The 21,815-nt window shown below is 45.2% G+C and carries 19 protein-coding genes; all 19 read left to right on the top strand.

What is annotated here, in order from left to right; genetic code table 11:
• The first annotated feature begins 1 nt into the window (after window position 1).
• Window positions 2-475: a universal stress protein gene (locus D2V05_RS14135; RefSeq protein WP_119648607.1), complete on the top strand. Its 474-nt coding sequence runs from the start codon at window positions 2-4 to the stop codon at window positions 473-475.
• A 57-nt stretch (window positions 476-532) separates the two neighbouring features.
• Entirely contained in the window at window positions 533-1,009 is a 477-nt protein-coding gene (locus D2V05_RS14130) for a universal stress protein (protein WP_119648606.1), read from the top strand.
• Between the two features lie 7 nt (window positions 1,010-1,016).
• Entirely contained in the window at window positions 1,017-2,432 is a 1,416-nt protein-coding gene (locus D2V05_RS14125) for an NAD(P)/FAD-dependent oxidoreductase (protein ID WP_119648272.1), read from the top strand.
• Window positions 2,425-3,795: a Na+/H+ antiporter NhaA gene (nhaA, locus tag D2V05_RS14120; RefSeq protein ID WP_119648271.1), complete on the top strand. Its 1,371-nt coding sequence runs from the start codon at window positions 2,425-2,427 to the stop codon at window positions 3,793-3,795. Before D2V05_RS14125 ends, nhaA begins: the two co-directional genes overlap by 8 nt.
• A 60-nt stretch (window positions 3,796-3,855) precedes the next feature.
• A complete protein-coding gene (locus D2V05_RS14115) occupies window positions 3,856-5,079 on the top strand; it encodes an SAM-dependent methyltransferase (RefSeq protein ID WP_119648270.1) in 1,224 nt (407 codons plus the stop codon).
• Between the two features lie 91 nt (window positions 5,080-5,170).
• Window positions 5,171-5,416, top strand: coding sequence for a heavy-metal-associated domain-containing protein (locus D2V05_RS14110; protein ID WP_119648269.1), 246 nt, complete (start codon window positions 5,171-5,173; stop codon window positions 5,414-5,416).
• A 36-nt stretch (window positions 5,417-5,452) separates the two neighbouring features.
• A complete protein-coding gene (locus D2V05_RS14105; protein WP_147378286.1) occupies window positions 5,453-6,502 on the top strand; it encodes an FAD-dependent oxidoreductase in 1,050 nt (349 codons plus the stop codon).
• A gap of 110 nt (window positions 6,503-6,612) precedes the next feature.
• Entirely contained in the window at window positions 6,613-7,626 is a 1,014-nt protein-coding gene (locus D2V05_RS14100) for a type II glyceraldehyde-3-phosphate dehydrogenase (protein ID WP_119648605.1), read from the top strand.
• 99 nt (window positions 7,627-7,725) lie between these two features.
• Window positions 7,726-8,787 (top strand): class I fructose-bisphosphate aldolase, encoded by a 1,062-nt coding sequence (locus D2V05_RS14095; protein ID WP_119648604.1) that lies wholly within the window; start codon window positions 7,726-7,728, stop codon window positions 8,785-8,787.
• A 13-nt stretch (window positions 8,788-8,800) separates the two neighbouring features.
• Window positions 8,801-10,165 (top strand): dicarboxylate/amino acid:cation symporter, encoded by a 1,365-nt coding sequence (locus tag D2V05_RS14090; RefSeq protein WP_119648267.1) that lies wholly within the window; start codon window positions 8,801-8,803, stop codon window positions 10,163-10,165.
• A gap of 19 nt (window positions 10,166-10,184) precedes the next feature.
• Window positions 10,185-11,870: an alpha-amylase family glycosyl hydrolase gene (locus D2V05_RS14085; RefSeq protein ID WP_119648266.1), complete on the top strand. Its 1,686-nt coding sequence runs from the start codon at window positions 10,185-10,187 to the stop codon at window positions 11,868-11,870.
• 36 nt (window positions 11,871-11,906) lie between these two features.
• Complete coding sequence (locus D2V05_RS14080) at window positions 11,907-12,818, top strand: alpha/beta fold hydrolase (RefSeq protein WP_235855467.1); 912 nt, start codon at window positions 11,907-11,909, stop codon at window positions 12,816-12,818.
• 37 nt (window positions 12,819-12,855) lie between these two features.
• Window positions 12,856-15,396 carry an alpha-glucan family phosphorylase gene (gene glgP / locus D2V05_RS14075; protein WP_119648265.1) on the top strand — a complete coding sequence of 847 codons (2,541 nt, stop codon included), beginning with the start codon at window positions 12,856-12,858 and terminating at the stop codon, window positions 15,394-15,396.
• Between the two features lie 24 nt (window positions 15,397-15,420).
• The gene (locus D2V05_RS14070) at window positions 15,421-15,642 is read left to right on the top strand and encodes a hypothetical protein (protein ID WP_119648264.1); all 222 of its coding nucleotides are present in this window, start codon (window positions 15,421-15,423) and stop codon (window positions 15,640-15,642) included.
• A gap of 8 nt (window positions 15,643-15,650) precedes the next feature.
• Window positions 15,651-16,949: an acetate/propionate family kinase gene (locus D2V05_RS14065; protein ID WP_205791668.1), complete on the top strand. Its 1,299-nt coding sequence runs from the start codon at window positions 15,651-15,653 to the stop codon at window positions 16,947-16,949.
• 130 nt (window positions 16,950-17,079) lie between these two features.
• Window positions 17,080-18,048: a 6-phosphofructokinase gene (locus D2V05_RS14060; protein WP_119648263.1), complete on the top strand. Its 969-nt coding sequence runs from the start codon at window positions 17,080-17,082 to the stop codon at window positions 18,046-18,048.
• A 7-nt stretch (window positions 18,049-18,055) separates the two neighbouring features.
• Complete coding sequence (locus tag D2V05_RS14055; RefSeq protein WP_147378285.1) at window positions 18,056-20,413, top strand: hypothetical protein; 2,358 nt, start codon at window positions 18,056-18,058, stop codon at window positions 20,411-20,413.
• Window positions 20,410-21,492 (top strand): site-2 protease family protein, encoded by a 1,083-nt coding sequence (locus tag D2V05_RS14050; protein ID WP_119648261.1) that lies wholly within the window; start codon window positions 20,410-20,412, stop codon window positions 21,490-21,492. Before D2V05_RS14055 ends, D2V05_RS14050 begins: the two co-directional genes overlap by 4 nt.
• A partial coding sequence (locus tag D2V05_RS14045; RefSeq protein ID WP_235855466.1) for an MgtC/SapB family protein occupies window positions 21,492-21,815 on the top strand: 324 nt, incomplete at its 3' end. The genes D2V05_RS14050 and D2V05_RS14045, both read left to right, overlap by 1 nt.

The raw sequence follows: 21,815 nt of genomic DNA, 5'->3' as shown, positions 1-21,815 counted from the left end.
TATGAGGATAGTATTGGCCATAGATGGCTCTGATTTTAGTAAGACGGCCATAGATGAACTTGCGGCGCTACCGTTGCCGTCAGATACCGAAGTTCGTATCATATCGGTTTTTGAGAGTCCTGTTGTGGCCGCTCCGGGAGTAGTTTCCATGGGCGGAGGGCTTGGTAATTATTATGAAGAGGCCTTGTCCCGAGCAAAAAAATCAACAGAAGAAATCGTTGACCTGGCGGTCCAGATGTTACGAGAAAAAAATCCCCGACTATCGGTAACAACAGCAGTTGTGAACGGGTGGCCTAAAAATGTGATCTTGGAGGAGGCAGAAGCCTTTAACGCAGATTTAATAATTGTAGGGTCACAAGGTCGCGGGGCGGTATCAAGGTTTCTGCTCGGCTCGGTTTCCCAGTCGGTGGCAATGCACGCCCGCTGTTCGGTCATGATTGTACGAAATCGCGGAATGAACAAGAAGGACCAATAATAAATATTGGTTATAAGCTGAAAAATGAAAGACAGTGTATCATCCAAAAGACAAATCATGAAAATAGTATTAGCAATAGATGGTTCTGACTTTAGTAAAGTCGCCATAGATGAACTTGCAGCGCTGCCGTTGCCTGCGGGTACCGAAGTATGTATTTTGAATGTGTCCGAAAATCCCATGTCGTCTGTTCCCGGCGTCCTACCATTTGGTGGCACGCTTGGCAACTATTATGAAGAAGCCATATTCGATACAAGGAAAATGGCAGAAGATCTTGTTAATGAAGCTTCAAAATCATTAAGTGACAATAATAGCGCATTGTCTATAACAACAGCGGTGGTCAATGGCCTTCCCAAAAGTGCAATTTTGGAAAAAGCGGAAGCCTTTGATGCCGATTTAATCGTAGTCGGGTCGCAGGGTCATGGTGCATTTTCCAGATTTCTGCTTGGCTCGGTTTCCCAGTCCTTGGCAACGCATGCCGGCTGTTCCGTCATGATAGTACGGAAACGCGACTCGAAAGAGAAAAATAACCGGTAAAAAGTGAATGAAACAGAATCAAATGTTAAACGGTATCGACGATCATACATGCAAAGTAACGGAAGTAATCTGCTTGCCAAATTCTAGGTTGCCACGGGTAGTCATAGTTGGAGGGGGCTTTGCCGGTCTGGCATTGGTGGAAGGGCTGAAAAATAAAGATGTTCAGGTGGTACTGATCGACCGCAACAACTTTCATCAATTCCAACCCTTATTTTATCAGGTAGCCACTAGCGGCCTCGAACCCGATAGTATTGTGTTCCCTTTTAGAAAACAAATTAAGGGATATAAGAATGTGAGCTTCAGGCTGGCCGAGGTAAAGGAAATTCAAGCCTCCACCAATACTGTCATAACGGACAAAGGCAACCTTACCTACGATTATCTGGTCTTGGCAACGGGAACAAAGACCAACTTCTTTGGTATGGAAGAAGTGGAAAGAAATAGTTTGGGCATGAAGGATATCCGAGATTCCCTAAATATCCGCCACATGATGCTGCAAAACTTGGAGCAGGCCGCGATTACATGCGATGATGAGGAACGCGATGCCCTCACGAATTTTGTGATTGTGGGCGGCGGCCCCGCCGGAGTGGAAATGGCAGGTGCCTTGGCGGAGTTTTGCAAATACATCCTTCCAAAGGACTATCCCGAGTACCCTTCCTCCATAATGAACATTTATTTGGTAGAAGCTATGGACGAACTACTTGTGGCGATGTCCGACAAAGCTTCTTCAAAAACCCTAACCTATTTGGAAAATCTAAACGTGAAAGTATTGCTGAAAGAGTCCGTTAGCAATTATGATGGTAGGATCGTACAAACCAAAAGTGGGAAGACGATTTTGGCCAAGAACTTAATTTGGACGGCAGGTGTAAAAGGGGACTTCCCAAAGGGTATCGATGAGAGGCATGTAGTGAAGGGAAATCGCTTAAAAACCGATGCTTATTTGAAAGTAGACGGTCAAGAAAACATTTATGCCATCGGGGATATTGCCGCCCTGATTTCCGAAGAGACCCCAAAAGGCCACCCACAGGTAGCACAGGCGGCCATCCAACAGGGAAAATACCTTGCCTGCACATTGATGGGGATCATCAATGATAAACCAATAGGGTTATTTAGCTATAAGGACAAGGGTTCTTTGGCTACCGTTGGTAAGCGCAAGGCTGTTGCAGATTTAGGTAAACTAAAGTTTGCCGGCTATTTTGCCTGGTTGCTGTGGTCGGTCGTACACCTGTTATCCATTAGTGGGTTTCGAAACAAGTTATTGGTCGGTTTCAATTGGGCCGTAAGCTATTTTTCCTATGAAAAGAGCAATAGGGTAATTATTAGGAATTTCAAACTTAATACTACTGCGAAAACTCAAACAAAGGATAATTCCGAAAATCATTTGGAAAAGGATGTAAACACAAAAAAATCCAGTATTGATGTCTAAACACCATACAAATAACAGCATTATTAAATTCTTCGGCAGCACGGCCAAAGAACTCAATAACAGTGGTGTTGTTCTCTTTATCACGGTCGTCGTCGCAATGGTCTGGGCCAATTCGCCGTGGAAGGAATATTATATCGACTTAATGCAAACTGATATTGCCTTTACCGTTGGCAGTCTTCAGCTATCGGAGCCACTGCTGTTATGGATCAACGATGGTTTGATGGCCCTCTTCTTTCTACAAGTAGGTCTGGAGCTGAAACGTGAAATAATCGGTGGTAAACTTTCATCCCCAAAGGATGCGGTGCTACCTATTGGTGCAGCTATAGGTGGCATGGTACTTCCTGCCCTTGTTTATTTTATGTTCAATAGCTCGGGCGAAGCTTCTAATGGTTGGGGCATTCCCATGGCCACGGATATTGCCTTTTCTCTAGGGGTCCTGGCCCTTGTCGGCAAAAGACTGCCAGCCTCTTTAAGGGTTTTTCTTATTACGTTGGCGATAGTGGATGATTTGGGAGGCGTCTTGGTCATTGCCCTATTTTATACTTCCGGTATATCCGAGATGGATTTACTGCATGGGCTATTGTTCTTCGGAGCTTTGATTATAGGCAATTATGCTGGAGTGAGAAGCACTTGGTTCTATGCCATCATTGGTATCGGTGGTGTTTGGCTGGCCTTCTTTTTTTCAGGGGTACATCCAACCATTGCCGGGATTCTGACGGCATTTGCCATTCCTGGTAGGGTAAAAATTAAGGAGAATACCTTTTTAGAGCGTTTAGACCGTTTGCATAAGAGATTTCAAGAAACCAAGTCTATAAAGGGAACACTTATCTCAAAAACGCAATTGGAGATATTGGAGGATATCAAGACTATAAGTTCTGAGGCGGAGACTCCCCTTCAAAAATTGGAAAGGACTTTAAACCCAATAGTGAGCTTCGTCATTCTTCCCTTGTTCGCTTTGGCAAATGCCGGAATACATCTTCATGGAGATTTGTTGAAAGTACTATCCAGTCCCGTTAGTTTGGGGATTGGTCTAGGTCTGATTTTTGGAAAATTTATCGGTATTACCGCTTTTTCACGACTGCTGGTCGCATTTAAACTGGCCAAACTACCGGAAAACGTGAATTGGAACATGATTTATGGTGTGGCCTTTCTTGGAGGAATAGGCTTTACAATGTCATTGTTTATAAATGAATTGGCTTTCACGGACGAGTCCCTAATATTTACGGCCAAGGTAAGCATCCTATTCGCTTCGATGATAGCAGGGGTAATGGGTACTCTATTATTACACAGAAGCGGTAAAAAGTTGCTAAAAGTAAACAACCTCGGGGCAAGCCCACGAGGCATTCGTAAGGAAACGACTTAACATATCGAGGCAAGCCTCGGAGCATTTAAATCTCGATTATCGAGTAAATAGGCAAAAAATATGACGACACTGACCAAAACAATAGACAAGGTACTTATAAAAACCTTTTTGAAAAACATAAGCGACCAAACATTCACGCTTGTGTTCTGGGATGGGGAAACCCATGAGATCGGGGAAGGGGAATCCAAATTCAAAATCATCATCCATAACTTTCCCGGCAAGAAAGAATTGTTTGCCGACCCCAGCACCGCCTTGGGCGAAGCCTATATGACCGGTGATATCGAGCTGGTAGGCAATCTACAGGAAATCGTGGAAAGTATCATGCGCCGTAATAAGAGCTTCTTGAACGAAAGCAAATTATTGGGCATGTTGGGGAAATGCAGCCCTGCTGGAAAAAGGAAATCGGAACGCGACATTGCCCATCATTATGATATAGGCAACGATTTTTATGCACTATGGCTGGACCCGACCATGAGCTATTCCTGTGCCTATTTTAAAACGGGATCGGACAACTTGTACGATGCGCAAATGAACAAGATACACCATATACTGAAAAAGCTCAACCTTAGGGAAGGGCAAACCTTATTGGACATTGGCTGTGGTTGGGGATTCCTGGCCATCGAAGCTGCAAAGAAATACAGAGTAAGGGTGCTGGGCATTACGCTAAGCAAAGAGCAGCTAAAAAAAGCCCAAGAACGGATCAAGGACGAAGGCCTGCAGGTCCTGGTGGCCGTAAAATTAATGGACTATAGGGATCTGGAAAAAACCGGCCTCAAGTTCGACCGTGTGGTCAGTGTGGGTATGGCCGAACACGTAGGGAAGGCCAATTTGCCCCTCTATTTAAAAAACGTGAACGCCGTACTGCACGAAACCGGCCTGTTTTTATTGCACAATATTACGAATATGTTGGAAACGGAAGTTAATGGGTTTATTGCAAAGTACATCTTTCCGGGCGGGTACATACCATCGTTGAGGGAAGAACTGTACCTAGCCGCAGATCTGGGGTTCCATACCATTGATATAGAAAGTTTAAGGCTACACTATATGAAAACGCTTATGCATTGGGCAGAACGCTTTGAGGGCAACATGGATAAAATCGAGACCATGTTCGACACCAAGTTTATACGAATGTGGCGGCTCTACCTTAACGCCTGCGCCTCGGCATTCCATTGTGCCAAGATAGATGTCCATCAAATACTATTATCAAAAGGGGCCAATAACCAATTGCCCTTAACACGGCAGTATATATATGATATGCCCGGTAACAAATTTGGAAATCGATAGTGGATGTTATTTGGGCTTTACATCCTAATACATAAAGAACACCAAAATGAAAACAAGAAAATGAATTATTAATATTTAAAAAGTCAAGATTATGCAACAACAAGTAGCAATTAAAGGAATGACTTGCGGAGGGTGCACCCAAACCGTTGAAAAAGCCCTGAAGCAGGTAGCAGGGGTAAAAACGGCAACGGTAAGTCTGGTCCCGCCACAGGCGGATATACAAACGGACCATGAAATAAGCAATGCACAATTGCAGTCCGCTTTGGCAAAAGTGGGAAACTATAGGGTTGCCGGGAACGTCACGGATAACGAACCAAAAAAATCTGGCGGTTCCTGATGTGGCTGATCAAAATCCAATATGAAATTCAGATAAGTGAATAAAGTGGATATGGATATGGAAAAATATGATGTGATCATCGTTGGGGCGGGGCCCGCAGGCCTGAATTGTGCCAAACAGCTCGGCGGTACCCCATTGAGGGTATTGGTTGCCGAAAGAAACGACGTGGTCGGTCCCAAAGTCTGTGCGGGCGGTTTAACGGGCAAAAGCATAGAAAATTTGAACCTTCCCGACGAATTGATAGAATATAATTTCAACAAAATCCACCTGAACCACAAAAACAAACTGTTCTATCTGAAAGATGACGAGGACTTTACCTATACCATAGACCGCAAGGAACTGGGGCAATGGCAATTGAAACAACTGGGGAAATTTGACAATATCGAGGTAAGGACAGCCTGTGCCGTCTCAAGGATCACAAAGGAATATGTAGTCCTGAACGGCCGGAAAATAGGCTATGCCCATTTGGTCGGGGCAGATGGGGCCAGTTCGTTGGTACGAAGGTACCTAAAATTGCCTTCAGGGAAGGCGGAAATCGCCATGCAGTATATTATTAACGAAACCAAATATCAGGATCTGGAAGTTTATTTTGATTCCCAATCGTTTTCGGCCTGGTACGCCTGGATTTTTCCGCACAACAATTCTGTATCGGTCGGTTGTATGGGCAACCCAAAAGTAATTTCATCCAAACGGTTGACAAAAAATTTTTCCGCTTGGCTCAAAACACACCATATCGACGTAAGCGACGGAAAATATGAGGCATTCCCAATAAACGGGGATTTTAAAGGGTATCGGTTTGAAGGGAATATATATCTGGCAGGTGATGCCGGCGGGTTTGCTTCAAGGTTGACGGGCGAAGGCATTTACCAGGCCCTTGTTAGCGGTGGGGAAATAGGGAAAATGATCCTGGACAATAGGTATCACAGTAAAGAAATCGATGAATTGATCAAGTTGCAAAATAGGCACAACAAAATCTTGTACACCTTGATCGGTGCCGGAAAATTCAGGCCTTTATTGGTAGAGGCGGGCAAATATTTTTTAAGGTCCAGATCCATCAGCAAAAAAGTGATAAGAACAATAGCATAAAGTATAACAGGCCCTTATGCCAAAATTAAGCGATAAAGGCGATTCTTTGGGATAATGGCTTTAAATAGGCGTAAAACAAAAAAGTGTAATTATTAATTAAAATGAAAAAAATGAAAAATGTAGCATTAGTAGGATACGGCGTCATCGGAAAAAGAGTGGCCGATGCCATCAACGTACAAGATGATATGGACCTTATCGGGGTTTGCGATGTCATCAACGATTGGCGCATACAGAACGCCGTGCGAAAGGAATATGATATCTATGCGGCCACCACCGATGCCGAAAAGCAAATGAAGGCTTCCGGCATTTCGGTAAAGGGCAACTTGCAGGACCTTTTGGACAAAGTGGACCTCGTGGTCGATTGCACTCCGAAGAATATAGCGGCAAAGAACGTAGAGGTCTATAAAAAACAAGGTATTAAGTTCATTGTTCAAGGTGGCGAAAAGCACCAGACCACAGGACATTCCTTTAGTGCGGAAAACAATTACAAATCCGCTGTAAATCTTGATGCTACAAGGGTGGTTTCCTGTAATACCACATCAATCTTGAGAACATTGACCGCTTTAAAAAGGGCAGATTTATTGGATTATGCACGGGGAACATTATTAAGAAGGGCTACCGACCCATGGGAAAGCCATTTAGGAGGTATAATGAACACCATGGTGCCCGAAAAGGACATCCCAAGTCATCAAGGGCCCGATGCGCAAAGTGTCGACCCGGATTTGGATGTGATCACCTCGGCGGTAAAAGTGCCCGAAACCCTGAGCCATATGCATTATTGGAACGTGAAGCTAAAGAAAGAAGCATCTAAAGAAGAAGTGCTCAACGCCTTTAAAACTTCGAGCCGTATCAAATTGATACACTATGACCAAGGCTTGGTCTCCAACAACACGATCAAGGAAATGTTTTTGGACATGGGCAGACCATGGGGCGACATGTACGAGGTGGCACTTTGGGAAGATATGCTCAAGGTTGTGGGCGATGAACTTTTTTATGCCTACGTGGTGGACAATCAAGCGATCGTAATCCCCGAGACCATCGACGCCATTCGGGCCCTTACTGGTATTGAGACCGATGCGCACAAATCCATCGAAAAGACCAATGAAAGTTTAGGAATCGGATAAAAAAGGACAATGAAACATCTATGACCAAAAATTTTGTCACACAACGAAATGATTATATGGATGTTACATATGGCCGTTGAAAAACAAAAAAATAAACACATGAAAACATACGAAAATATAGTGGAACAATTAGGGGACAAAGCTTCCTTCTATCTGGACCACGTAAGCGAAAAGATCACCAAGGATGAACTACAATTGCCTGATGCTGATTTTGTCTCCAAAGTTTTTGTCAATAGTAATCGAAGCCCACAAACGCTTCGAAGCCTTGCCCAATTGTACGGGCATGGCAATCTAAAGGATACAGGGTATTTAAGCATACTTCCCGTAGACCAGGGGATTGAGCATAGTGCCGCTTTTTCCTTTTATAAGAATCCCGATTATTTTGATCCGGAAAACATTATAAAACTGGCCATCGGTGCGGGTTGTAACGGGGTGGCATCGACCTTCGGTGCGCTGGGTCTCTATGCCCGTAAATATGCCCATAAAATCCCCTTTATTGTGAAGATCAACCACAATGAGCTCCTGTCCTATCCCAATGCCTATGACCAAAACCTTTTTGGGAAAGTCAAGGAAGCTTGGGAAATGGGCGCGGTTGCTATTGGGGCGACCATCTATTTTGGATCCAAGGAAAGTAATCGACAGTTGAAAGAGATTGCGGAAGCCTTTGCCGAGGCCCATAGCCTCGGTATGGCCACAATCTTGTGGTGCTACACCCGCAACGATGCTTTCAAAACGGATAAACAGGACTATCACACCGCCGCGGATCTAACAGGGCAGGCGAACCACCTTGGAGTAACAATACAGGCGGACATCATCAAACAAAAATTGCCCACAACAAATTTTGGCTTTAAAGACCTTCAATTTGGGAAGTATGACGATGCCATGTACAAAACCCTGACAACGGAACACCCCATCGATTTGTGCCGTTTACAGGTCGCCAATTGCTTTATGGGCAAAATTGGATTGATTAATTCTGGCGGGGGTTCCAAAGGGGCGTCCGATATGACCGAGGCCATCACAACGGCTATCGTAAACAAACGAGCTGGAGGGTCCGGGCTTATTTTGGGAAGGAAGGCCTTTCAAAGGCCTTTTAAGGAAGGGGTGGAATTGATACATGCGGTCCAGGGCGTTTACATTGAGAAAAGAATCACAGTGGCATAATACAGATATAAGCATGCTCGATACGGAAATAAAGTCATTAAAATCCCTAAACCACTACCTGCGTAAACTGGTAGAAAATAGGCTGTGGCTCAAGGTTATAATTGCCTTGTTCCTCGGTGTCGGGGTCGGCCTGTTGTTAAGCCCCCAAAACGGTTGGATCACCAAAAGCACAGCCGATGTTCTAGGAAATTGGCTGGCCCTGCCGGGTATGCTCTTCCTGAAACTGGTGCAAATGATCATGATTCCCTTGATCGTGGCTTCCATCATTACAGGTATCGCTAGTAACGATAAGGATAACTTGAAAAGGTTGGGTGGTGGCGTACTCTTATATTTCATATCGACAACAATTATATCGGTAACCATAGGCACCGTACTTGCACTGATCTTTTCCCCCGGAAAATATCTGCACCAACAGGCGGAAGTCGATCATACAAATGCATTGGCCGACGCTGCCAAAAGTTCGGAACTATCCTTTGGAATAAACGATATTCCGAATGCCATAACCAATTTACTGCCCGAAAACCCATTGGCCTCCATGGTAAGTGGCGAAATGTTGAGCATCGTCATTTTTACCATTATCATAGGGGTCGCCGTATTGTCGCTGACCGACGACCTGCTCAAACCTGTAAAATTGCTCTTAGGGGCCATACAGGAAATCTGTATGACGGTGGTCAAATGGGCCATGTTATTGGTTCCGGTCGCCGTATTCGGTCTAATGGCACAGCTTACGTCGAGCGTTGGCCTGAACTCCTTAACGGGTCTGGGATTTTATGTGCTCGTGGTACTGATGGGATTGCTCATATTGCTCGGCATTTACATCATGCTGGTCAGCATACTTGGCCAGAGCAACCCTTTTAAATTTTTGCGAAAGATCACGGATGTACAGCTTTTGGCGTTCTCAACAACAAGCTCTGCCGCGGTAATGCCCTTATCGCTAAAGACAGCGGAGGAAGAACTTAAGGTGGATGCCTCCATCAGCAATTTCATAATCCCCATCGGGACTACCGTGAATATGGACGGGACGGCCCTCTATCAGACCATAACGACCTTGTTCATAGCACAGGCCTATGGCCTTGAAATGGGCCTTCTCAATGTCATCGTTGTCGTAGTTACCATAGTCGCCGCTTCCATTGGAACCCCGGCCATACCGGGTGGTGGCGTGGTGATTTTGGCCTCTGTACTATCCAGTGCAGGAATTCCCGCCGAAGGAATCATCATCATCATCGGGGTCGAGCGCTTGCTCGGGATGTTCCGCTCTGCGATCAACGTTACCGGAGACCTAACGGCCTGCATGGTATTCGATAGGTTTTATGGAAATAAGCCAGGGGGAACCAAAGAGAGCGATGTAAAAACAACTACGGAATATTCAACTGTTTAATTATTAAAAGAAACGGATAATGATAAAATCAATTAGCAAAATAGATCTTTCCCCGAAACCGGGCAAGGCGTACTGGGTAAACTGTCACAGGGAATGGCGGGAGGAGATCATTTATTTTATGATGGTCGACCGGTTTCATGATAGCAATAAACGACATTCGAAGAATTTCGACTTCAGGCATGCCGGTTTCGGGAACGAAGACCAGTTGCAAAAGCCTTTTGGGGGCACCCTCAAAGGCATTATGGACAATATCGATTACATCAAAAATTTGGGCTGTACGGCTATCTGGTTAAGTCCCGTGTTTGAAAATAACCCGGGATCCTACCATGGCTATGCGATCCAGAACTATATGGACGTGGACAAACGCTGGGGCACCAAGGAAGAACTGGAACAATTGGTGGACAAGGCACACGGGCTTGATATAAGGGTCTTTTTGGATATCGTTCTGCACCATTCCGGGGATAATTGGTCCTATCCTTTTGATTATGATTATTTCTATGCTGGTGGACAACGTTTTCCACTAGGAGGTTGGCGCGAGAAAGACAGGCCGCTTCCAGTCGAACTGGCAGACCCCGAAATGTATAACCGAAAAGGGCAAATCAGGAATTTCGATGCGTATCCCGAGACCCAGGAAGGCGACTTCTTTACGTTAAAAACATTTAGGAACGATGGTTCTCCCGCCAGCGAAAGTTTACTGGATATATTGGTCAAGATACACTGTTATTGGATACGCGAGACGGATGTGGACGGTTTCCGATTGGATGCCGTCAAACACATGAAGGGTAGCGATATCAGCCGTTTTTGTTCCAACATAAGGGAATATGCCTACACCTTGGGCAAAAGAAACTTCTTTTTGTTTGGCGAAATTATCGGTAATGATGAGATGGGCAATCCCTATATAGGCCCCAAAATGCTGCCGAAGGACCGGAATGTATATTACGGCCTAGATTCCATTTTAGATCATCCGTTACACAGTGTTCTGGCAGAGGTCATAAAGGGGAATTCATCCCCGAACCGATTGATACGGCGGTATGCAGAACTGCAAAAGAATGCTTTGAGCAGGGGCGAATATGGGGAATTCCTGGTGACCTATATCGATGACCACGACCAGGTGGGGATGGACTTTAAGCATCGCTTCGGCCATAATGCCGCTCCCGAGCAAATTGTTGCGGGCATGGGCTTTCTTATTTGTGCCCTTGGCGCCCCATGTATTTATTACGGTACCGAACAAGGTTTTGAGGGTAACGGTATGGATGACCGGTATATCAGGGAAGGAATGTTCGATCCCGATGATAAGGAGACCAACGTATTGAACCAAGGTTCATGGATATACAAGCGAATTTCGGTCTTGGCACATTTAAGACAGAAAGAGTCCATTCTAAAGTTCGGTCGAATGTATTTCAGGGAAATTTCAAAAAACGGGGTTGATTTTCATTTTCCCGATGGCAAGGAATGCCTATTGGCATTTTCAAGGATCCTGCATCAGGGCGAAATCCTTGTCGTCTATAATTCTTCCCCAAAGGATACCAAAGAAGAATATATAGCGGTCGATACCGCTATCAATAAAGAGGGTAGTCTTATGGACTGCATCTATGGTAACAAGAAAAAAATCAGAATAGAAAAGAATACAGATCAAGAAGCTGGCCGCCTTTTCATCAAGGTAAAGCTAAAACCCATGGAGTTTTTGATGTTCAAGAACAAGTAGCGGAAACAGAACCTCGTTAAGAATTTGGATAGGATAATGAAATACATAAAGATAAAAAAAATGGTTTTTTTGGCAGTAGTGGTGATTCTGGTATTGTTCATCTCGGTAGCGGGGTACCAATACCTAATGGTCGTGGTAGCTCCTGAATATGATCCCGATACCATGCCCTTGAACTATGAAATAGTGGGCAAGGGCGAAAGGAACATCATCCTGATCCATGGCATGGCAGGTACTAAAGATTATTGGAAAAAGGATTTGGAACAAGTTACCGGAACGTACAGGCTTCTTTTGGTCGACTTGTTGGGCTTTGGCGATTCGCCAAAACCCCAAAGTGAATATACCCTCGAAATTCAGCTTGCGGCACTTGAGAACATCATCACGAACGAGGGCTTTAATAATGGCAACACCCTTATCTTGGGCCACTCCATGGGCGCGGTAATTTCCTTGGCCCTCTTTGCGGAACGCCCCGACTGGTTTAGAGGGGCTACGGTCATAGGCCTCCCCGTTTTCGAAGGCAAAGACCAATTTTTGGAACAGATGTCCAGTAATTCCTTTTTTGACAAGCTTGCCGTAAGCTCCTATGGGAAAGTGTTCTGTATGCTCCACCCCTTATACATTGTCCAATGGTTCAAGCCTAAAAACCTGACCGATGACGTTTTTAGGGACTCGAAAAAGCATACCTGGCAGAGCTACTACAATTCGTTGGACGAGGTCATTCTAAAAACGGATCTCTACGCCCTTACGAAGAACATAATCAATCGAAAGATCCTCTTTATCCAAGGCACCGATGATAAAGTGGCACCCTTTGTCAACGTGGAAAAGTTTGCAAAGTCCTTTCCCCGTGCAAAATTAATGGAAATACGGGATGGTGACCACCAGCTCTTTCTGAAGGTACCACTTGAGGTTTGGAAAGCGATAGATAATTATTTTGACGGAAAATCACAATGAACAGGAATGAATACTAATCTGAAAATGAAATAGAAAGATGAAAAAACAAAAATACAGTACAGATCAATTCTACGGATTGATGCACACGGACGTCGAGGGAATCGATGCCCTTATTGAACTGGCCCTGAACATCCGGTGGTCATGGAACCATGCCTCGGATGAATTATGGCAGCAACTAGATCCGGAACTCTGGGAATTCACACGAAACCCATGGGTCATTCTACAAACGGTTTCACGAGATCGACTGGAGGAGCGTTTGACGGACCCGGCTTTTCGAGAAAAACTTAAAGGCCTATTAAAGGCAAACGAACAAGCGAATTCCGCTCCTTCATGGTTTCAGGAAAAACATCCGAAGGCAGCACTTACGACCATTGCCTATTTCAGTATGGAATATATGCTCAACGAGGCCCTGCCTATTTATGCCGGTGGCCTGGGCAATGTAGCGGGAGACCAACTGAAAGCCGCCAGCGATCTGGGCGTGCCCGTTGTTGCCGTTGGGCTACTTTATGCCAAAGGCTATTTCCGTCAGGAAATCGATAAATACGGCACGCAAAATGCCCTGTTCCCCTATAACGACCCGGGGCAATTGCCCGTTACGCCCTTACGCTTACCGAACGGGGAATGGCTTCGTATAAAGGTATCGTTGCCCGGTCACCCGATATGGCTCCGGGCCTGGCAGGTACAGGTAGGAAGGGCGAGACTCTATCTTTTGGATAGCAACGACGCCGCCAACTTGCCGATTCATCGTGGAATTACCGATGAGCTGTATGGGGGTGGGCCCGAACTGCGCATAAAACAGGAGATCATATTGGGTATAGGAGGCTACAGATTACTAAAAGCCTTGGATATAAAACCCGAAGTCTGCCATATGAACGAAGGTCATGCGGCGTTTTTGGTCCTGGAACGTGCCAACGATTTTATGAAGGCGAACGGCACTTCTTTCGAAGAGGCGCTTGCCGTAACCCGGGCGGGCAACCTATTTACCACTCATACAGCAGTTGCTGCCGGTTTTGACCATTTCAGTCCCTCGTCCATGGAATACCATCTAGGTGCTTATACCAAAGAAGAATTGGACCTGGATTTTAATGATCTGATGGCCTTGGGGCGTGCGGACGCCAATAACCGATCGGAAAGTTTTAACATGGCCTATCTGGCCATTCGTGGTAGCGGGGCGGTAAATGGCGTTAGCCGTTTGCACGGAGAGGTAAGCAGAAATCTTTTCAACAATCTTTTCCCGCGTTGGCCGGAAGCTGAAGTTCCGGTAGGCCATGTGACCAATGGGGTGCACATGCCATGCTGGGATTCCAAATATGCCGATGAAATCTGGACGGAATCCTGCGGAAAGGATCGCTGGAGGGGCGAACTCGATGACCATTCAGCGCATATTTCGAAACTATCCGACGAAAAACTCTGGGAATTTAGGAACCGATCGAGAAATCGCCTTGTCGATTTTATAAGGGAAAGGTTTGAGAGACAGGCAATAGTCTCGGGCCTACCGTCGGAAGTGGTAACGACCGCAGAACAGGTTTTTGACCCCAATACCTTGACCTTGGGCTTCGCCCGCCGGTTTGTGCCTTACAAAAGACCGGATCTCTTGTTACACGATCCCGAACGGTTTGTCCGAATCCTTACCAACCCGGAACATCCGGTACAATTGGTCCTGGCCGGTAAAGCGCCGCCATTTGATGAAGCGGGAAAAGGATTGATACGAAAATGGGTGCAGTTTATCCAACAGCATAATCTGCACAGGCATGTCCTCTTTCTAAGTGATTATGACATGATGTTGGCGGAAAATTTGGTCCAAGGTGTCGATGTATGGCTAAATACCCCGAGACGGCCCTGGGAGGCCAGTGGTACCAGTGGTATGAAAGTACTTGTGAACGGTGGCCTCAATTTATCGGTACTGGACGGTTGGTGGGCCGAGGCCTATACTCCCGAAGTGGGCTGGGCCTTGGGCGATGGCCAAGAACATGGCGACGATCCCGCGTGGGACGCGCACGAGGCAGCAGCACTATATGAAATACTGGAGCAGCAGGTCGTCCCCGAATTCTACGCACGTAACAAAAAAGGAGTATCGGAAATTTGGGTAGAGCGCATGCGAAAAAGTATGGCGACCCTAACGCCCCGTTTTTCAGCCAACCGAACGGTTCGCGAATATACGGAGGACTATTATCTGCCAGCGGCGATCAACTATAAAAAGTGCGCAGCGAGAAAAGGGGCTAAAGGGAAAAGAATCGTTGGCGCAGGCCATGAGCTCAAAGCTAAATGGGATGCCATAAAATTCGGACAAGTTCAAATCGAAAGCGAACGCCAAAAACATCACTTTAAGGCACCTATCTGGTTAAATGGAATAAACCCAAAACATGTTCAGGTAGAACTGTTCGCGGAAGGGATCAACGGTGGAGCGCCCGAAAAAATCAAGATGAAATTGGATTGGATGGGGGAAGATGGGGCACATAACTTTTATGCACAGGTAATCACAGACAGGCCTACCGATCACTTTACCGTTCGTATTGTACCCAGTTACGAAGGAGTTTCCGTACCGTTGGAGGATAACTTGATACTATGGCAGCACTAAATCAAATTTCAAATAATCGGACAGATGAAAACACTGGAATATCACGAAACCATATTGAAAAAAGTCAGCTTCGACAAGAGGTTGTTAAAGATGGAACTGAAAAAGGCGGTTCGCAATACCACTTGTTCCGAACAGCCAGTGCTTCTTGAATGGTGCGGAGAGCACCTTGGCGAGGAATACAAAAAGATGGCCGCCGGTTTTATGGAAAACAAAAGTTGTGCTTTCGAAGACGGGGGCAATAAATAAAATACCAAGTGAAAATATATCCGCAAAATTCAAATCTTTTAACGATCAGTGCCGGTCCATCGAGTATTAGGTTCGCTATGTATGAAATGGCCGAAAATCCCGTGAAGGAACTTTTTGGCGATATCCGTCACATCGGTTCCGGTAACGAGGTTTTCAGGGTAACCCACGTTAAAGGCAATGAAAGGGAAAACTCACGGATATACGCTCCTGGCTTTTACCAAGCTACTGTTTTTTTAATAAGCTGGCTCAAAAACCAGCCAGGCTCTGATCGTATTGGGCACATAGGGCACAAGATAACATATGGATTGAACCATCAAGGACCGAAAGTAATCGATACCGCCCTGTTGGCCGAGCTGAAACAGATCGCGGACTACATTCCCGACCGTCTTCCCGCAGAGATTGAGATTGTTGAAACGTTCACAATGCGATATCCGACCTTACGGCAGGTGGCCTGTTTCGATACCAGCTTTCATGCAGACTTGCCTCGGGTTGCCAAGATACTCCCTATTCCAAGGCGTTTTGAACGGACCGGAATCCATAGGTATGGCTTTCACGGCCTGTCCTTTTCCCATCTCATGATTGAACTCAAAAAAAGGATCGGTATTCAAAAAGCCAATGGAAGGGTCATTCTTGTACATCTTTGTGAAGAAGCGAGTCTGACCGCTGTCAAAGAGGGCAAGAGCATAGATACCAGTATGGGGTTTACACCTTCGGGTGGATTGGTCATGGGCACTCGAAGCGGAGATTTAGACCCCGGTGTTGTAGGGTATTTACTGAAAAAAGAACGGTTGGGGGCAAAACAGTTCAACCGTTTGATCAATCATGAGGGTGGTTTGCTCGGAATCTCCGAAACAAGTGCCAATATACATGATTTATTACTGAAAGAAGATGCTGATCCAAGGGCGGCGGAAGCGGTGGCCCTATTCTGTTATCAGATAAGAAAATATATCGGAGCGTTTACCACCGTCTTGGGCGGACTGGATGTACTGGTTTTCTCTGGCGGCATAGGCGAAAACGCCCCTATCATACGGTCAAGGATTTGTCAGGGACTTGACTTTTTAGGTATTGGACTCGATGAAGAACAAAACAGGAAAAATTCATATAAAATTTCGGACGTGGACGGTAAGGTACTAGTTAAAGTAATTCATTCTGACGAGGAGACCATCATTGCAAAAAATGTGGCCCAAGAGTATTTTAAAGATGGCAATGATGATAAAACAATACCATACGGACTTAGCGAAAGGCAAAAAAGTCCGAGGGCTTCCCTCCGAAGAAATTTTGGGAAATCCAACGTATGGGATGGGTAAATGGAATATTGTGATTTCTTCGTTCGGATTGGCGTACGAAATATCCGCTAGTTGAAACGACGTATTGTAAACCGGGCTGGTTAATCTTCTCGGGAGGTACTCAATAAAAAAATTATAAAGAACCAAGTGTATGAAGACTATTGAACACATAGCAATTTTTACGTCGGGGGGCGATTCCCCGGGGATGAATGCCGCCTTATACGGAATTGTGAAAAAAGCAGAACAAAGTGGTATCAGGTTAAGTGGTATCCGAAAAGGATATGAGGGCCTAATAGATGGCGATTTGGTTCCCTTGGACGCCCACAAATTACAAAAGATGGTACATCGGGGAGGAACACTGTTAAAAACAGCTCGAAGCAAACGTTTTTTAACGCTAGAAGGAAGACAGCGGGCATTGGAAAATCTTCAAAAAAATGAAGTCGATGCTCTGATCGCCATAGGTGGCGATGGAACATTTAAAGGTCTGTTGGCATTTTCAGAAATCTGTGACCTCCCGTTTTTGGGCATTCCCGGCACCATAGACAACGATCTGGCCGGTACCGATTTTACGCTCGGTTTCGATTCTGCCGTAAATACCGCAATTGAAAACATCGATAAGATCAGGGATACCGCAGAAGCTCATAACAGAATATTTCTGATCGAGGTGATGGGTAGGGACTGTGGTTATATCGCCATCCACTCTGGATTGGGTACCGGCGCGGATGCCATTTTGATCCCTGAAAGCGCACATGACTTTATCCAATTGTTGGAAAAGGCGGGAAGTTACGATCGTGAAGAGGCCTTTATCGTAATCGTTTCAGAAGGAGATGAACTCGGGGCCGAGGTGGCAGCCAAAAAGATAAAGGAAATAAACCCTGACGTGGACCTGCGCATTACGAAACTGGGGCATGTGCAACGCGGGGGCAACGCATCCGCTTTTGATAGAATGTTGGGCATACGGCTTGGTGCAGCTGCTGTAGAGGCACTTTTGCGCGGAAGGAAGAATGTCATGGCGGGAATCTTGAACAACGAACTGAGCCTGACCCCATTTGACCGAGTGGTAAAAGAGCATCAAGTGAACGATGAATTGCAGGGCCTATTAAAAATTTTCGGGAACTAAAAATAGAATGAAACGATCGACAACCAACATAGCGATTATTTTCTTGCTGACTGCAGCGACTATTATCTTTGAGATAAGTCTTTCACGCCTGTTCTCATACCTTCTTAGTTTTCATTTCGTGCTCATTATCATTGCTTTTTCCATACTCGGTCTTGGCATTGGCCAGATAACGTATGCCAAGTATTCCGAGAAGATAGATCATTCATTGCTTTGGTGGATGGCACTACCGTCAATCTCAATGTTTTTAAGCTTTACCCTTTTGCTTGTCCTTTCACAAATAGGCGTTTCGTCATCCACGGATTTTGGCCTGCCCATTTTTATACTCTTGTCAACCGTTCCGTTCATAGCCATCGGAATAGTCTATGCCCATATTTTTGAAATGGATAAACGGCATGTGTCAACCTTATACGCCTTAGATCTCATAGGGGCGGCCACAGGCGCACTCGCCTCCATTTTTTTGCTTAATGCATTTGGCTTGGTAGAGGTAGTGGCGATAGCCATAGGCTTACTGTTGCTGGCCCTGATAATAGCGTTGATAACAGTCAAGAACCGTTATTCAAAAATACTGGTCCCCTTAGTGCTGGTCGTTATTTTTTTAATGGGATTTGCAAAGGATGCCCTGAACTTCGATATACCCGTTGCAAAAGACCCGTCCAAGGATTTGTACCGGTTGATGGCCAACCCTGCTTTGAAAAGCGAAAAACTGGAAAGCCGTTGGAGCGCATTTGGCAAGACCGATCTGGTCAAGTTCACGTATCCTGATGGTACGGTGTCCAAATCAATGTTTATCGATGGTGCGGCAGGAACCGATGTAATCTCCATTGACGAGCTTGCCAAGGATACCGTAGAAATGAAAAGGGTGCTGTATGGGTTTCCGGGGATTTTTGCCATGAATTTTTTAAGCGAAAAGGAAAAGGATTCCGTGCTGATAATTGGTCCCGGTGGTGGAATTGATATTGCCGCAACATACTTCATGGGCTTTAAATATATTGAAGCGGCAGAGGTCAACCCCTCCTTTGTGGCACTGATGAAAAAGTACAACCCTTCAACCTTTAATGACAAGGAGAACATAAAGGTACATGTGAACGAGGGAAGAAATTTTGTGGTCGAAAACAAGGGAAAATACGATGCCGTTATGTTGACCATTCCGGTGACCAAAAGTTCAAGGGGCACAGATTTTTACGGACTTACCGAGAACTATCTGTTTACCATGGAGGCACTTGCGGATTATCTGGATGGTTTAACGGAAGACGGTGCCATCTATTTTACGATGCACGGAAGGCAGGAGGTATATAAAATGTTGGCGAACTTTTTGGAGCTACAGGAGCGGATGGGGGTAGGTCAATTAGAGGCGTTAAAAAAGGTTTATATCTATTCCAACGAAATGAACCCTGTATTGGTCATTAAAAAGAACCCTTTTGAACAAAAAACAATAGAGGAGGCACATAAAACCGCACACTATTATGGATTGGACAAGGAGCCGTTTTATTTTCCATATATCGAACAAGAAGGTTTGGACACCATCGTACAGAACGTAAATTATAAGTGGTATATGTTCGACGATCTGTTGTATGATATCTCCAAAGGCTCCTATGCGTATGATGAACTTTGGAAAACCGCATCCATAAACTTGAGTCCGGTTTCCGATGATTCCCCCTATTTTTTTAATTACAACAATGGCATACCCGATGCCATGACCACCCCCTTATGGCTTGGTCTGTTCATCGTCGGGTGGTTCATAGTCAACCATGTGAACGGATGGAGATCGGTTTCTTTTTCAGAAAACACCTCTATATACATGCAAAGAAAATTTAGAGCCTGGGCACTTATATCCTTTTTGTTGGGATTCTCATATATACTCATACAAGGGTATCTTTTTCAAATACTCAACTTAAAGCTCTCCAACCCTTCCCAGTCCTTTTCATTATTGCTTTTTACGTTTTTACTGGGCAATGGGGTGGGCAGCCTTTTGACGGGAACTTTCAAAAAAAATCTTTCCCGTAAGCTCATCGTATACTCGGCCTTGATCGTTTTGGTTTCCTTATTGACCGTATATGTACTGCTCCCTATATGGTATAAACAACTATCAGAATTCTGGATAGCCTTATTTTTACTGCTTCCGTCTTTCTTTATAGGGATCCCTTTTCCAGTATTGCTAAAAACGGCCTCCTCGCTGAAAGAGAAGAAAAGCATTCCCTATTTATTAGGTATATCAAGCGTGGCGGGTGTTGCTGCCTCGATCTTTGCCATTGTCATTTCCATCCTGTATGGTTACAGGTTTGTATTCCTGCTCGGCTTGTTCGGATACGGTGTAGTGATAATGCTGGCGTACAGATTAAAAACCCTTAAAATCGTACACACATGAAAAAATGGTCCTTATATATAGGAAGCTACTCAGGAATCAAGGTATTTATCCATTGGACCTTCTGGATCATTATTGGATGGATATTCATGATGCATTTTGAAATGGGACATGGATGGGCCGAAGGCCTGGCAGGCGCCCTCTTTATCCTAACTTTGTTTGCCTGTGTGGTACTGCATGAATTTGGCCATGCGTTAACGGCCAAAAAATATGGTATCCCAACACGTGATATTACGCTCTATCCCATTGGTGGGGTAGCGAGTCTCGATAGAATGCCCGAAAAACCCGCCCAAGAGTTGGCCGTGGCCGTGGCCGGCCCCGCGGTAAATGTCATAATTGCCGGGATTCTCTATATTTTTCTGTTTTCGACCGATCAATTGTTGCCCATCTCGGAAATAGACCATATGAGCGGTGACAATTTTTGGTTCAACATCATGGCCGCCAATGTGATCCTAGCTGTTTTTAATTTGATACCGGCTTTTCCAATGGACGGCGGAAGAGTGTTGAGGGCAGTTTTGGCGTTCAATATGGACAAGCTCAAGGCAACGACCATCGCTGCACGGGTAGGACAATTGCTGGCCATCGTATTTGTATTCCTAGGGTTCTTTTCCAATTTTTGGCTGGTGTTCATCGGCCTGTTCATTTTTTTGGGGGCCGGGGCCGAAGCGGTACAGGAAAGCACGAAATCTGCACTCATCGGATATACCGCAAGTGACGTTTTGATTCAAAAATATACCCGACTATCGCCCATGGAAACCTTGGAAAAAGCAGTACAGTTGTTGCAGAATACCCAGGAACAGGGCTTTGTGGTCGTAGAGAACGATCAGGCAATAGGTGTCCTGACACGAAAGGAACTGATCAAGGGGTTGACCGCATATGGAAATAATTCCCGCGTGTCCGATATAATGCGAAACGACTTCGCAATAGTTGCGCCAAATACGCCCCTACAACAGGTGTATGAAAAGCTCGTGTCCAATAACTCTCAACTTGCCGCGGTCTTGGATAATGGGCAGTTGACAGGTATTGTGACCGTAAAGGGAATTAATGAAATGATAATGGTTACAAAGGGAAGAAAAAAATAATGCAAACACATCAAAACATAAGTGAGCTATTAAGCCCCTACATTCTGGGGGTACTCCTAAGCACGGGTATAGGTCTTATCCTTGGACTGGAAAGGGAATATGACAAGCTAAAGGATGAGCAGGGGTTTGCCGGTATTCGAACATTTCCGATAACGGCCATAATCGGTTTTATGTTGGGCAGTTTGAACGAGACTTATACCTCTTGGCTTGTCATTGTTAGTTTGGCGACCATTATTTTGTTCTTTGCCATCAGCCATTTGTCCATTGTGCAGAAACATTCCATGACCGGTAATACCACAAATCTCGCTTTGATTGCCACATTT

Origin of the sequence: Flagellimonas pelagia (assembly GCF_003584135.1) — a bacterium.
Lineage (GTDB): Bacteria > Bacteroidota > Bacteroidia > Flavobacteriales > Flavobacteriaceae > Flagellimonas > Flagellimonas pelagia.
The sequence above is the reverse complement of the archived record's forward strand: the minus strand, read 5'-3'. Positions and strand labels throughout refer to the sequence as shown.

Bases quoted from the DNA above. Each gene is read 5' to 3' on its own strand.
- D2V05_RS14135 (WP_119648607.1), top strand. From the start codon at position 2: ATGAGGATAGTATTGGCCATAGATGGCTCTGATTTTAGTAAGACGGCC.
- D2V05_RS14130 (WP_119648606.1), top strand. From the start codon at position 533: ATGAAAATAGTATTAGCAATAGATGGTTCTGACTTTAGTAAAGTCGCC.
- D2V05_RS14125 (WP_119648272.1), top strand. From the start codon at position 1,017: ATGAAACAGAATCAAATGTTAAACGGTATCGACGATCATACATGCAAA.
- nhaA (WP_119648271.1), top strand. From the start codon at position 2,425: ATGTCTAAACACCATACAAATAACAGCATTATTAAATTCTTCGGCAGC.
- D2V05_RS14115 (WP_119648270.1), top strand. From the start codon at position 3,856: ATGACGACACTGACCAAAACAATAGACAAGGTACTTATAAAAACCTTT.
- D2V05_RS14110 (WP_119648269.1), top strand. From the start codon at position 5,171: ATGCAACAACAAGTAGCAATTAAAGGAATGACTTGCGGAGGGTGCACC.
- D2V05_RS14100 (WP_119648605.1), top strand. From the start codon at position 6,613: ATGAAAAATGTAGCATTAGTAGGATACGGCGTCATCGGAAAAAGAGTG.
- D2V05_RS14095 (WP_119648604.1), top strand. From the start codon at position 7,726: ATGAAAACATACGAAAATATAGTGGAACAATTAGGGGACAAAGCTTCC.
- D2V05_RS14090 (WP_119648267.1), top strand. From the start codon at position 8,801: ATGCTCGATACGGAAATAAAGTCATTAAAATCCCTAAACCACTACCTG.
- D2V05_RS14085 (WP_119648266.1), top strand. From the start codon at position 10,185: ATGATAAAATCAATTAGCAAAATAGATCTTTCCCCGAAACCGGGCAAG.
- D2V05_RS14080 (WP_235855467.1), top strand. From the start codon at position 11,907: ATGAAATACATAAAGATAAAAAAAATGGTTTTTTTGGCAGTAGTGGTG.
- glgP (WP_119648265.1), top strand. From the start codon at position 12,856: ATGAAAAAACAAAAATACAGTACAGATCAATTCTACGGATTGATGCAC.
- D2V05_RS14070 (WP_119648264.1), top strand. From the start codon at position 15,421: ATGAAAACACTGGAATATCACGAAACCATATTGAAAAAAGTCAGCTTC.
- D2V05_RS14060 (WP_119648263.1), top strand. From the start codon at position 17,080: ATGAAGACTATTGAACACATAGCAATTTTTACGTCGGGGGGCGATTCC.
- D2V05_RS14055 (WP_147378285.1), top strand. From the start codon at position 18,056: ATGAAACGATCGACAACCAACATAGCGATTATTTTCTTGCTGACTGCA.
- D2V05_RS14050 (WP_119648261.1), top strand. From the start codon at position 20,410: ATGAAAAAATGGTCCTTATATATAGGAAGCTACTCAGGAATCAAGGTA.